The sequence below is a fragment of the Bradyrhizobium sp. 160 genome, from assembly GCF_023073735.1.
GTDB lineage: Bacteria > Pseudomonadota > Alphaproteobacteria > Rhizobiales > Xanthobacteraceae > Bradyrhizobium.
This window is the reverse complement of record NZ_JADPKD010000008.1, coordinates 359992-373414: the sequence shown is the minus strand read 5'-3', so window position 1 is coordinate 373414 and position 13423 is coordinate 359992. Positions and strand designations below refer to the sequence as shown.

Here is a 13423-nt window from a genome sequence, read left to right as displayed (position 1 = left end):
ACCTCCTGAAAACGCCTCAAAGGAATCCGATCGATATCCAGGGGAAGATCGCGACGATGATCAATCCCACCAGCAGCGCCAGCAGATAGCCCCAGATCGGCCTGATGCCTTCGGCCGGGTCGACGCGTCCAATGGCGCAGGCGGCATAATAGCCGACGCCGAAGGGTGGGGCGAATAGCCCGATACCCATGGCGAGAATGATCACCATCGCATAGTGCACCTCGTGCACGCCGACGGCGCGGGCGATCGGGAACAGCAGCGGCCCGAACAGCACGATCGCAGGGATGCCCTCCAGCACGCTGCCGAGAATGGTGAAGGCCAGGATTGAGACGGCGATGAAGGTCGCCGCCCCGCCGGGCAATCCCGTCATGGCCGCCGCCAGCGAGCGCGAGAAGCCGGATTGGGTCAGGCCCCACGCCATACCGGTCGCGGTGCCGATGATCAGCAGGATTGCGCCCGACAACGCTGCGGTCTCGACCAGCATTGGAAACAACCGCCGCCAGTCGAAGCGGCGGTACACTAGAACGCCGACCAGGGCGCCGTAGACGATGCCGATGGTGGAGACCTCGGTGGCGGTCGCGATGCCCTCGACCACGGCGTAGCGGATCACGAAGGGCAGCGCGAGCGCGGGCAGGGCGATGATGAAGGTCCTGCCGATCTCGGATGCCTTGGCGCGGCGGACGTGGCTCATGTCCTCGTGGCGGTAGCGCCACCACACCAGCATGCAGAGCGTGATCGCCAGCACCACGCCGGGCAATAGACCGCCGGTAAAGAGGGCGGCGATCGACACGCCCGTGACCGAGCCGATCGTGATCAGCACGAGGCTCGGTGGAATGGTCTCCGTCTGGGCCCCCGTCGCCGCAAGGAGCGCGACGAGGTCGCCGGGCTTGGCGCCGCGCTGCTTCATCTCCGGGAACAGCACCGGTGCGACCGCGGCCATGTCGGCGGCCTTGGCGCCGGAGATGCCGGAGACCAGGTACATGGCGCCGACCAGTACATAATGCAGGCCGCCGCGGACATGCCCGAGCAGGCTCGCCAGGAACGCCACCATGGCCCGCGCCATGCCGGTCATCTCGATTAGCAGCCCCAGAAAGACGAAGAGCGGCACCGAGAGTAGGATGAGGTGGCTCATGCCCTCGTCCATCCGCCCGACCAGCACCATCACCGGCGTGCGCGTGGTCAGCGCCAGATAGCCGAAGATCGCAAGGCCAAACCCGAACGCAATGGGAACGCCGGCAAAGACGCAGAAGCCGGCAACGCCGACGAAGAAGATGACGAGGTTGAGATTGCCGAGGGGGCGCAGCGACGGCTCCGCCAGCCAGAATGCGCCGATCAGGACTGCAACCGACAGCACGGCGGCCGCGACCATCCGGTAATCGGCGGCGCGCAGCAGCCGCAGCAAGGCGAACGCCGCCATCAGGCTGATGCCGGCCGGCAGCGCCGCAGCGCGCCACATATTCGAGATCTGGAGCGCCGGTGTGGTGATGTAGCTCTCTTCGTAGGCATAGTCGCAGGACGGCCAGACGATCAGCACGAGGAACGCCAGCGCGGCCGATGTCGCGACCAGATCGAGATAGGTCCGCAACGCGGGCCGGGCACTGGCGACGACCGCGGTCATGCGCATGTGCTCGGAGCGGCGGAACGCGACTGCCGCGCCCAGCATGGCGAGCCACAGGAACAGGATCGAGGCGAGCTCGTCTGACCAGATCAGCGGCCGATGCAGCCCGTAGCGCGCAACCACGCCGGCAAACAGGATCACGATCTCGGCGATGACCAGGATCGCCGCCGGGATCTCCACAAGAAGGCCAAGTGTGCGCTCCAGCGAAGCCAGCAACGAAGGTCGGCGAGGGGACTGAACAGTCGCCTCGCCCGCCACTTCGATCACCTCGACTTCGACATGAGCCATGACGCGGCCTAACGCGTTACGACAGCTTGCCCACGGCTTTTTCCAGGAGGTCCCAGGCTTGATCGCCGTACTTGCCCTTCCATTCGGCATAGAAGCCGGCGGACCGCAGCTTGTCGCGGAACGGGGCCACCGCCGGCTGGTTGAAGGTCAGGCCCTTGCCCGCCAGCTCCTGCTGGAGATTGGCGTTGAGCTTGGCGGTATCCTCACGCTCCTTGACGGCGGCGGCGTTGATGTTCTTGGCGACGACAGTGCGCACGTCCTGCGGCAGTTTTTCCCAGGCACGGCGGTTGGCCAGGAACCAGAAGCCGTCCCACATGTGGTTGGTCAGCGAGCAGTACTTCTGCACCTCGTACAGCTTTGCGGTCGAGATGATCGCCAGCGGGTTCTCCTGGCCCTCGACGATCTTGGTCTGGAGCGCCGAATAGACCTCGGCGAAATTGATCGAGGCGGGCGCTGCGTCGAATGCCTTGAACATCGAGGTCCATAGCGGCGACACCGGCACGCGGATTTTGAAGCCCTTGAGATCGTCCGGACCGGCGATCGGCTTGGTCGACGATGTGGTCTGGCGGAAGCCGTTGTCCCAGATCTTGTCCATGACCTCGAGCCCGGCCTTCTTGATCTCGCCGCGGACGAAGGCGCCGAGGTCTCCATCCATGGCCTTCCAGACCGTGCCGTAGTCCGGGAACGCGAAGCCGATGCCGTTGATGGACGCGGCCGGCACCAGGGTCGAGAGGATCAGCCCCGACAGCGTGAAGAACTCGACGCCGCCGGAGCGGATCTGGCTCAGCATGTCGGTGTCGGACCCGAGCTGGTTGTTCGGGAAGATCTGGAGGTCGAACTTGCCGTTGGTCTCGCTCTTGATGGCCGCGGCCATCTCCTTGGCGCGCACGTTCAGCGGATGGCTGTCCGGCAGGTTGTTGGCGTATTTGTAGGTGAACTCGGCGCTCTGGGCGCGGGCCACATGGGGCGCACTGAGGCCGCCCAGGACCGCGGTCGCGGCGGAGGCCTTGAGAAGCGTGCGTCGGGAAAAGCTCATGGGTCTGCTTCCTCGGAAGGTTTGTTGTTGTTCTGAGATGCAAACCTATACGGACGTCAGGTCAGAAGGTCATCTGCGATCTCGCGAAGCCTCGCTTATTGCAGCCGGACAACGTCGCGGCAATATCGGCTTTCGGAGAGATGGCCGCACAAAAAAATGCGAAAACAACCCCATGCACAGTAGCCGTCAAAGAGCTGGGACGGCGGCCCGGCGTAAGCCCAAAAACGGCTTGGAGCGAAGGTGCAGTGGCAGGAATTTCATCTAAATGACTGATCAAATTGCACATAAAAATATTCCATAATATACCTTATGCGAATTACGGATATGGGGCGAGCCGGCCATCTCAGTGTGCTCGGCACCGTTCTCCAGGGGTTGGACTCGACTCTGACAACGCCTGCGGGCAACGAAGATCTTGCCCGCGACGTCCTCTTCGGCTGGGCCCTCACCCAGCGGCCGCATTGTCCGGGCGTTGAGTGGCCCGCAACGTCGGGATCTGAGGCGCGGTCCTGAAATTGGCTAGGCGTAATCGATATGACTCTGAGCCTCAGACAACTCCGATACTTCGTGGCCATCGCGGATGCAGGTGCGCTCGCGAGAGCCGCCGAAATCCTGAACGTCGCTCAATCGGCGCTGAGCCATCACGTGTCGGAGATAGAGGCCGTCCTTGGGGTCCAGCTCCTACATCGGCGTCCGCGCGGAATATTGCTGACACCTGCCGGGGAACGTCTTTACGAGCATGCCACTGCGATCCTAGCTGCGGTGGTGAAGGCGGAGACCGACGTCAAGGCATTCACCGAGGAGGCGACCGGGGCGATTTCGGTCGGCCTCACGCACACGGTTGCTGCAGCCTGCGGGCTTGAGATCATGCAGGCTGTCGGGACCGGCACCCCGGCAGTGCATCTGACGCTGGCCGAGGGTTTGAGTCCTGGACTGACAGATCGGCTGATTGCGGGCGAACTCGATTTCGCGCTCGTTTTCAATCCCCCCGTGGATGCCAGACTGATCCGTGAGCCCCTGCTCAGGGAGGAACTATTCCTCGTCGGGCGTGCGGACGTCATCGGTCCCCCCGATACGCCGATTGCCTTCGCCGAAATCCCGCAGGGTACGGTTCTCGGCTTAATCCCGTCACGAGCCATCATTCAGGCGCAGATTCTGCGCAACAAGGTCACGCGCAGCCCAAAACTTGAGATCGACTCGCTTGGCCTGATGCGGCGGGCGCTGGAGGCCGGGCTTGGCTGCGCCATTCTGGCGCGGTCGACCGTAGCAGCGGATCTGCCGAACAAACGCATCCGCGCCCGGCAGATTGTCGAGCCGACCATTACAAGAGATCTCAATCTGATCATGCGGTCCGACCACCCGCAAACGCGTGGCTTCACCGAGGTGCGCCGCGTCCTGAATGAGGTGTTTTTTCAGGAGGTGGTCAGCGGACGCTGGCCAGCGGAGTCGCTGGCCAAAGCGACGCAGAGCTGAGCCGAGCACGACGCTGTAAGAGCCCTGAACGGCAATGCAGCCGGGTACCGGCTTCGGCGGCATTGGTTGGCTCGGGCGAAACAGGCCTCCCCGACATGCCCCGCATGGGTCGAGCCAAATCAACGCGTTGAACTATCTGGTCGCGAGATAGCTGCGTTAGGAAAGGTGTAATTGTCACTTTCCGCAGGCGCGAGCATCGTCTGGCGGCAAACAGCAGGCAAACTGCCGACGCGATGGGAGCGCACGTGGAGAGATGAGCAATTTCCCCACCTCGGTGGAGATCGTCGAGGAAGGTCCTCGCGAGGGCTTCCAGATCGAGCCCGGGCCAATTTCGACCGCTGCAAAGATCGAGCTGATCGATGCCTTGTCACAGACAGGCGTCAAGACGATCCAGGTCGCTTCGTTCGTCAACCCGAAGGCCGTGCCGGGCTGGGCTGACGCCGAGGCGGTCGTTCGGGGATTCACGCCGTCTCCGGGCGTCGCCTATACGGCCCTCTGGTTCAATGAGCGCGGAATGGAACGCGCCCTCTCCCATCGCGATCGTCTCGTGAATGCCGCAGCCATCGCCTTGAGCGCCTCCGAGGCGTTCTCTCTGCAGAATCTCCGGCGAGATCGGCAGGGCCAGATTGAAGCCATGAGATCGACAGTGGCGGCTCATCTCGCCGCGAACGTGCCGGTTGATCGAGTGATCGTCATGGCGGCATTCGGATGCAATTTCTCCGGAGAAGTGCCGCTCAGCGCGGTGATCTCCACCATCAAGGATGGGCTCGGCATCGCCGAGGAAACTTGGACCCGCATTTGCGCCATCGGGCTCGGAGACAGTATGGGCTGGTGCACGCCGAGGAGGATTCAGGAGACCGTCACCGCTATCCGCGAGCGCTGGCCGGAGTTGGAGCTGTCACTGCATCTGCACGATACACGGGGTCTCGGCATCGCATCTGCTTATGAGGGGCTGCGGCTCGGTGTATCCAAGTTCGACGCCGCCGTCGCCGGCCTGGGAGGCTGCCCCTTTGCTGGGCAACCTGGAGCGCCCGGGAATATTGCCACGGAAGAGCTGGTGCTCCTCTGCGAACAACTCGGCATACCGACCGGCATCAATCTTGATCGGCTCATTGACGTTGCTCGGCTCGCCGAGCAGATCGTCGGGCACCGCCTGCCAAGCGCGCTGCTCAGATCGGGGCGACCGAAGATGATAGGGACCCAATGACATGACCGCAGATGCTGCAAAGCCGCTCCAGAACATTCGCGTTCTGGATTTCGGTCACACCATTATGGGCCCCTGCGCCGGACTGATCTTGGCCGATCTCGGCGCCGATGTGATCAAAGTCGAACCCTACGAAGGCGACTCCACACGTCGAATGCCCGGCTTCGCCGCGGGATTCTTTGCCACGTTCAATCGTAACAAGCGCTCGATCGCGCTTGATCTGAAAACACCCCGTGGCCAGGCAGCTCTTCACCGCCTGGTGGCTGGTGCAGACGTGCTACTGGAGAATTTCGGCCCCGGCACGATCGAGCGTCTTGGCTGCCGGTGGGAAGACCTCGCGAAGATCAATCCGCGTCTGATCTTCCTGTCGATGAAGGGATACTTGAAAGGACCCTATGAGCACCGAGGAGCTCTGGATGAAGTGGTCCAGATGCAAAGCGGCATCGCCTATATGACCGGCCCGCCCGGCCAGCCGTTACGGGCCGGCGCTTCGATCATCGACATTCTCGGCGCCGTTTTCGGGGTCGTTGCCGTGCTCGCAGCCATCAATGAGCGCGCGATCACCGGACAGGGCAAGCGGGTCGGCTCCTCCCTGTTCGAGAGTGCGGCATTCCTCATGGCGAGCCACATTGCCGGCGGCGCAGTAACCGGCGAACCAATGCGTCCGTTTCCTGCGCGCACCAACGCCTGGGGGGTCTACGACGTTTTCGAGACGCGAGACGGGCAGGTTTTCATAGGCATCACCAGCGACGCCCATTGGAGTCGGTTCTGCAAACAATTCGGCTTGGCGGAGCTCGGGGGCGATCCGCGCTTGCAATCAAATACCGATCGCTGCGCCAACCGCCACTGGATGCTGCCAGTTCTCAAGCGGCTATTTGCCGAGCAGGCAATGGCTGACGTTCTCGCCGCCTGCGACACGGCCATGCTGCCTTATGCCAAGGTGGGACATCCCGACGAGCTTCCACAAGACCCGCATCTTGCTGCAGGAGGGCTGGTCGAAACTGCGATCTCCGCTCTGGGCAAGCATCTTATCGCGCGCCTGCCCGGCCTGCCCATGGAGTTCGGCGAGCTCAGGGAAAGAACAAGGCTGGAGCGGCAACCGCCCGGCATTTCGGAGCACGGCGAGCAGGTCCTTAGGGAGGCCGGGCTGAGTCCGGCCGAAGTCGAGGCTTTGGTGCAGGATAGAATTCTGCGTCGACCAGACGCTCAGGTCGCGGCACGCGACGAGAACGTTGCCTGAGATGCCAAAGCGCCTGCCGCATGGGGCGTCGGGGTCTGGCTTGACGCTGCGCGCACGTCGCCTCGCCTTCTCGCTTCCAGAACGATCCCATCGCTAAGTTCTACTGGTGCCCTTCACGTCATTCGGAGAACCTTTCGGCAAGCTGGCGTGCTCGCGCGGTAAAGCGCGTTGTTCCGCACAAAAACGTACGAGAAATCGGGAGGGATAGATGACCACTGCGGATCTGGCCGGCTCGACAGCCGATCAATTGGACGCTCCTAGCGCCGCAGCCAGGGACGCTCGTTCCTTGTCGGTCGACCATGCCGTTGCCGAGGTTGCAGCCCGCCTCGAGCGGCTTCCCGCAAGTCGCTATTTCTGGAAGATCATTATCCTCGTTTCCCTCGGCGGCTGGTTCGAATACTACGATCTCATCTTCACGGGTTATATCGCGCCCGGCCTGACGAAATCGGGATTGCTGACCACCACAACCACGACTTTCTTCGGCTACACTGGAATTGCCGGCTTTATCGCCGCAACTTTTGCCGGGCTCTTCGTAGGAACTTTCTTCTGCGGCAGATTGATCGATCGGTTCGGCCGACGCGCGGCCTTCACCTGGTCGATGGTGTGGTATTCTTTCGCCTTGCTCATTCATGGCGTTTCAGCACACGCCTGAGGGCCTGCTGGTCTGGCGCTTCGTCGCCGGGATTGGCATCGGGGTCGAGATCATCACGGTGACGACCTTCATCATCGAGCTGGTCCCCGGCCATATGCGGGGCAAGGCCATCGCACTGAACCAGGCAATCATGTTCACGGCGGCACCGATCGCCGCCCTCCTTTCATCCTGGCTCGTTCCGGAAACCTATTTCGGCCTGGACGGCTGGCGCTGGATCGTCTGATCGGATCCACCGGCGCAATCGTGGTCTGCTTCCTGCGCGCCCGCCTTCCCGAAACGCCGCGATGGCTTGCACAGCATGGCCGATCGGAAGAAGCTCTTCGCGTCGTCGAGCGTATCGAACAGCAGATTATACGCGAGACCGGAAATTCCTTGCCCGAGCCGGCGCGCATCCGGAACGCCGCTCCCGAGCGAGAGCCTCACTTCTTTGAACTATGGACGGGCCCCTGGCGCTCGCGCGTCTTGATGTTGCTTGTCTTCAATCTGTTCCAGGCAATCGGATATTACGGTTTCACGAACTGGGTGCCTTCCTTCATGATCGCCAAGGGAGTCCTGGTCACCAAGAGCCTGCTCTATTCTTCGGCGATTGCGATCGCCAGCCCTGTCGGACCACTGTTAGCCATGATGATCGCCGATCGCATCGAGCGCAAATGGCTCATCGTGATTGCCGCTGCGTCAATCTCCGTCTTCGGGCTGGCGTTTGCTCAATCATCCGCGCCCTTCTTGCTCATTACGTTTGGCCTCCTGGTCAATCTCGGCAACTCAATCATGTCGCTCAGTTTCCACACCTACCAGAACGAGGTCTTCCCGACTCGAATCCGGGCACGAGCAGCAGGCACCGTCTATTCGGTCAGCCGATTGACCGCCATGTTCTCCGGCTTCCTGATCGCCTTTCTGCTTCGAGACTACGGTGTGACGGGCGTGTTCGGTGCGATCGTGGGAGCCATGGTCGTGGTGATGATCGTCATCGGCGTATTTGGGCCGACAACGAACAACAAGCCGCTCGAAGAGATCGCCTAGGGCATCTCGCGCCACGCTGCAGCCGTTGCTGCCGAACGTCGAAGATCGAGAAACCAATGGCAACGGACCTAGCGGGTAGACCCAAACATTGTTCGAAAAGATCTGGCGACCTCACGTCGCCACGCGGCGCGGCACGCGAAACCTGCTGACCATCGATCGCATCTTCCTGCACGATATGACGTCGATTCCGGCGTTCGAGCAGCTTCGCGAGCGCAACCTCTCCGTCGCGGAGACAGCGCGTACCCTCGCCGTTATCGATCACGCGGTCGCGACCGCGCCCGGTCGAACGGAGGAGACCTATCCGGTCATGGCGCCGATGGTAAGGTCGTTTCGCCGGGAGGTGACTGAGCGCGGAATTCCGCTGTTCGGTCTTGGAGATCCGCGGCAAGGCATCGTGCACGTCGTTGCCGCGGAGCAAGGTGCCATCCTGCCGGGAATGACGGCTGTTTGCGGTGACAGTCATACCTGTACAAACGGCGCTCTGGGCGCGATCGCCTTCGGCATCGGAAGCACCGAGATTGCGCACAGCCTCGCCTATCAGGCGCTGTGGCTTCCTCAACCAAAGACCCTACGCGTGACGATCGACGGCGTACTCGATCCCAGGGTGAACGGTAAGGACATCGCGCTTGCGATCATTTCCCGCTTCTCGACCGATGGCGGAACGGGCTGCGCAGTAGAGTACGCCGGCACCGCTATCCGCAGCCTTCCCTTGGAACAGCGCATGACGTTATGCAACCTGTCCATCGAGTTCGGATCGCGGATTGGGTTGATTGCGCCCGACGAGGCGGTCTTCACCTACCTCAACGGCCGGCCGCAAGCACCAAAGGATTCGGCGTTTGACGCAGCCGTTGCATCGTGGCGCAGGCTTGCAAGTGATGACGATGCAATTTTCGACAAGGAGTATTCGCTACCGGCAAGCACGATAGCACCGATGGTGACCTGGGGCACGAGCCCGGAAGACGCGATCGCCGTCGACGGAACCATTCCACGCTTGTCCGACGCCCGCGATCAGGCGCAGAGATCGCGCTGGGAGCGTGCATTTTCCTACGTCAACTTGCGGCCCGGCGAGCCTATCGCGGGCACGCCGGTCGATGTCGCCTTTATCGGCTCCTGCACCAATTCACGTCTATCCGACCTTCGGGCCGCCGCCCGTGTTGTCGACGGACGAAAGGTTGCAGGAAGTGTGCGTGCGCTAGTGGTCCCCGGCTCCAGCGACGTAAAGCGACGGGCCGAGGCAGAAGGTCTCGATCGGATCTTCCGCGATGCAGGCTTCGAGTGGCACGAATCTGCATGCTCGCTTTGCGTTTCGCTTGGACCCGATAACGTCGGCCGCGGAAAAAGGTGCGCGTCGACCTCGAACCGCAATTTCGAGAATCGACAGGGTCCCGGTGCGATCACGCACCTGATGAGTCCGGCTATGGTGGCGACCGCGGCGATCACCGGCGAGATCACCGATGTCAGGACCCTCGCATGAGCGGGAAAATCACAATTATTCGTGGGATCGCCGCTCCCCTGCTCTGGGACAACGTCGATACCGACGCCCTCACCCCCGTTGCCCCTTACAAGCGGCTTGGCGGAGGACGTGACTGCTTACGTGAGGTTCTGTTCTACGAGTTCAGGTTCACCGCAGACGGCACACCAAAGCCTTACTTTGTTCTGAACGAGCCGCAATTCACAGGCGCCGCCATTCTGGTCGCGGGCGAGAATTTCGGCTGCGGCTCGTCGCGCGAGGTAGCGGTGTGGTCGCTGATTGACTACGGCTTTCGCGCGGTGATCGCACGCAGTTTTGCCGAGATATTCGAGCAAAATGCCTATAAGAACCACCTCCTGCCCGCGACCGTCGATGCCGAGACACATGCACGGCTGGTACGATCCCTGGATTGCCCGACCCCTCCGGTCACGGCGATCGATCTCATCCGGCAATGCATCACGATCAATGACCACAATGTCGGAGCATTCCGAGCCGACGAGATGGGTTTGGAGATGATCGTCAACGGCATGGATGAATTTGCGCTCACCGCCCGCTACGTGCCCGACATCCAGGCTACGCAGCGCCGGCTGGATGACGCATTCCCTTGGCTCGACCCATACAAAAGGTCCTGAACGAATCTCACCGGCATCCTCATCGCATGCGTTCGCCACGAAATTTGGGCTAGCCAAAACTCTGCTCCCGGCTCAGAGTTGTCTGCCGCAAGCGAGACAACAGAACGCCGGCTTTCAAGCCGCGCCAGCCTTGGGAGATCATCATGCAGGAGCACGCCCCCCGCGGAGCGGGGTCCCGCGCCATTCCGTTCGATGCCGCCAAGCTCGACCGTCTCATGGAGATCGCCGGCCTCGACGTCGTGATCGCGACCTCCAAGCACAATGTGCAGTATCTGCTGGGCGCCGAGCGCGCGATCTTCTTCGACTACATGGACGCGCTCGGCGTCAGCCGCTATTTGCCGGTCCTGATCTATCCCAAGGGCGCACCTGAGAAAGCGGTCTATGTCGGCCACCGGCTGGAGACCCATCAGCGCGCGGTCGCCCCGCCCTGGGTGCCGCAGGTCCGGACCGAATCCAATGGTTCGGTGGACGCCATTGCGCAGGCTGCGGACCTGATTCGGCAGGCCGGCGTGCCATTGAAGCGGATCGGGATTGAGATGCCGTTCATGCCGATGGACGCCGGGAGGGCGCTGGCCGACGCCCTGCCCGGTGCCGAGCTCAAGGATGCGGTGCTGGTGCTGGAGCGGCTGCGGGCAGTCAAGTCGGCGGAGGAATTGGCGAAGCTGAAGACGGCGTCCGAGCTCGTCGTCGCATCCATGCTGGCGGTCATCGCCGGGCACGGTCGGGGCACGACCAAGCGGCAATTGTCGGAGGCGTTGCGCCTTGCCGAAGCCAACCGCGGCCTGACCTTCGAGTATTGCCTGCTGGCCTGCGGCAGCAGCCACAACCGGGCGCCATCGGCGCAGCATTGGGAGCAAGGCGAGGTGCTGTCGCTGGACTCCGGCGGCAATTATCACGGCTATATCGGCGACGTCGCGCGCATGGCCGTATTGGGCGCGCCGGATGCGGAGCTGAAGGATTGTCTGGCCGAAATCGAAGCGGTCCAGCGCGCCGCCTTCGCGGCGGTCCGGCCGGGCGCCTTGGGCGGCGACATCTACGTCGCGGCCGAACGCCAGCTCGCCCAGATCACCCAGCGCGACTGCACCGATTTCCTCGCTCACGGCATGGGGCTCGTCAGCCACGAAGCCCCTCGCCTGACCGCCAAGGGTCCGATTCCCTACGACGACACCGACGCCCGTCAACCGCTCGAAGCCGGCATGGTGGTCTCGATCGAGACCACCATGAAGCATCCGAGGCGCGGCTTCATCAAGCTCGAGGATACAGTTGCGGTGACGTCGACGGGCTACGAAATTTTCGGCGAAGGTGGCCGCGGGTGGAATCTTGGCGGCAGCGCCTTAGGGTAGCGGCAGTTGATCGAGCTGGCGCTGCGCCTCTGACGACCGCCGCGAACCAGCTCTGGCTCGGCGTTTCCTTGGCGCAGCATTTCGCGCAGATCGAGATAATGCCGCTCGGCGCGGCCGCATAGGCGGGTGATGCCACGCCCTACTCTGCTGGCGTGAGCTGCTGCCCGCCGAGGCGCATCGCCGCGGTCTGGCGCGCGCGGACGCGGGCACGGCGCTTGCGCCACCAGATCACGACGCCGGTGACCGAGAGTGTCGCCACGACGAGGCCCATGATCGAGATCAGGATGCGGCCGAACAGCCCGACGATGCGGCCCGAATGCAGCGGGAATTGCGCCTGCACGAAGATGTCGGCGGCGGTGCCGACCCAGGGCAGCCGTTCGCCAATGGAGCGGCCATCCTCGCTGTCGTAATAGAGCTGGGCCGGGCCGACGCCGCCGGCGCCGTGATCGTCGCCAGGATGGAAAAAGGCGGCGGCATAGACGCCATGGGCCGGGCCGTAGCTGATCGCGCCGACCGGGGTGGTCCACCCTCGCCCCTTGCCGTCCGCCGCCGCGCGCGCCGCGATCTCGGCAAAGGTGACCTTGGGCTCGATGGGATCGTCGAGATCGCGATAGGGCCGCTGCTCATAGGGCGTCGGGGTGTAGTTCGACACCATCTTCATCAGCGGCGAGAACACCTCGAAATAGAGGTTCAGCGAGAAAGCCGTAAAGGCGATGACGAACAGCACGCCCCAGGTCCACAGGCTGAAGGCACGGTGGATGTCGAAATTGATCCGGTAGGCGCTGCCGGAGGTCTTGATGGTCCAGGCCGGCGCCCAGCGCGCCCAGAAACCGCGCTCGAGCTGGCGCGTGACTTCCGGGGCCCGCGCCGCCCTGGCGCGCCTGCGCGAGGGCAGCGTCAGATAGAAGCCGACGAAGCAATCGATGGTCCAGATGATGGCGATCACGCCGAGCACGCGCATGCCCCAGCGGTCGCTGCCCCAGAATTCCGGGATGTGCATGGTGTAGTGCAGCTTGTAGAGGAAGGAGACGAAATTCTCCCGCGTCACCGGCCATACCGCGCCCCAATAGCGCCGGCCGAGCTCCGCGCCGGTGTTGGGATCGAGGAAGACCTGATTGTAGTCGAGCGGGTAACGCTTGCCGGTTGCGGGATCGATCCGCGGCATGACGAAGAACCAGAGCGAGTGGCCTTCCTCCGGCGTCATGAAGAGATAGACGACGCGCGCGCGGGGATCGCGCTGCTCGATCATCTTGGCGAGCTCGATCGAGGGAATCGCCGGACCCTTGCTGCTGACGTCGAACAAGCGGCTGTTCAGGACGTCATCGATCTCGTGATCCCAGGAGATGATCGCCCCGGTGATGCCGGAGAAAAACAGGAATCCGGCCGTGAGCAGTCCCGCCCAACGATGCAGCCTGCCGAATATCGCCCTCATCGTGTTGCACTCTCATC

General features: G+C 62.9%; 10 protein-coding genes and 1 pseudogene. 8 read left to right on the top strand and 3 right to left on the bottom strand.

Annotated elements, in window-relative coordinates; all coding sequences use genetic code 11:
• Positions 1-16: 16 nt before the first annotated feature.
• Together IVA98_RS04530 and IVA98_RS04525 are read right to left on the bottom strand one after the other, a co-directional pair.
• Positions 17-1906, bottom strand: a complete 1890-nt coding sequence (locus IVA98_RS04530) for a TRAP transporter large permease (RefSeq protein WP_247297640.1) — start codon at positions 1904-1906, stop codon at positions 17-19.
• Positions 1907-1922: 16 nt separating this feature from the next.
• Positions 1923-2942, bottom strand: coding sequence for a TRAP transporter substrate-binding protein (locus tag IVA98_RS04525; RefSeq protein ID WP_247297643.1), 1020 nt, complete (start codon positions 2940-2942; stop codon positions 1923-1925).
• A 531-nt stretch (positions 2943-3473) separates the two neighbouring features.
• Between IVA98_RS04525 and IVA98_RS04520 the strand changes: the two genes are divergently transcribed.
• The 8 genes and pseudogenes from IVA98_RS04520 to IVA98_RS04490 all read left to right on the top strand — a co-directional run bounded on the left by IVA98_RS04520 (position 3474) and on the right by IVA98_RS04490 (position 11974).
• Positions 3474-4412, top strand: a complete 939-nt coding sequence (locus IVA98_RS04520) for a LysR family transcriptional regulator (protein ID WP_249816779.1) — start codon at positions 3474-3476, stop codon at positions 4410-4412.
• Positions 4413-4665: 253 nt separating this feature from the next.
• Positions 4666-5619, top strand: a complete 954-nt coding sequence (locus IVA98_RS04515) for a hydroxymethylglutaryl-CoA lyase (protein WP_247354339.1) — start codon at positions 4666-4668, stop codon at positions 5617-5619.
• A gap of 1 nt (position 5620) precedes the next feature.
• Positions 5621-6856 (top strand): CaiB/BaiF CoA transferase family protein, encoded by a 1236-nt coding sequence (locus IVA98_RS04510; RefSeq protein WP_247332452.1) that lies wholly within the window; start codon positions 5621-5623, stop codon positions 6854-6856.
• A gap of 208 nt (positions 6857-7064) precedes the next feature.
• A pseudogene (locus IVA98_RS36830) lies at positions 7065-7731 on the top strand (MFS transporter).
• Positions 7732-7751: 20 nt separating this feature from the next.
• Positions 7752-8528 (top strand): MFS transporter, encoded by a 777-nt coding sequence (locus IVA98_RS36825; protein WP_346657677.1) that lies wholly within the window; start codon positions 7752-7754, stop codon positions 8526-8528.
• Between the two features lie 88 nt (positions 8529-8616).
• Positions 8617-10002, top strand: a complete 1386-nt coding sequence (leuC, locus tag IVA98_RS04500; RefSeq protein ID WP_247354338.1) for a 3-isopropylmalate dehydratase large subunit — start codon at positions 8617-8619, stop codon at positions 10000-10002.
• Positions 9999-10631 (top strand): 3-isopropylmalate dehydratase small subunit, encoded by a 633-nt coding sequence (gene leuD / locus IVA98_RS04495; protein WP_247332462.1) that lies wholly within the window; start codon positions 9999-10001, stop codon positions 10629-10631. Before leuC ends, leuD begins: the two co-directional genes overlap by 4 nt.
• Before the next feature lie 143 nt (positions 10632-10774).
• On the top strand, positions 10775-11974 hold the full coding sequence (locus IVA98_RS04490) for a M24 family metallopeptidase (RefSeq protein ID WP_247332466.1): 1200 nt from the start codon (positions 10775-10777) through the stop codon (positions 11972-11974).
• 139 nt (positions 11975-12113) lie between these two features.
• Here IVA98_RS04490 and fsrB read toward each other — a convergent pair whose 3' ends face one another.
• Positions 12114-13406: a siderophore utilization protein FsrB gene (gene fsrB, locus IVA98_RS04485; RefSeq protein WP_247332469.1), complete on the bottom strand. Its 1293-nt coding sequence runs from the start codon at positions 13404-13406 to the stop codon at positions 12114-12116.
• Positions 13407-13423 lie beyond the last annotated feature (17 nt).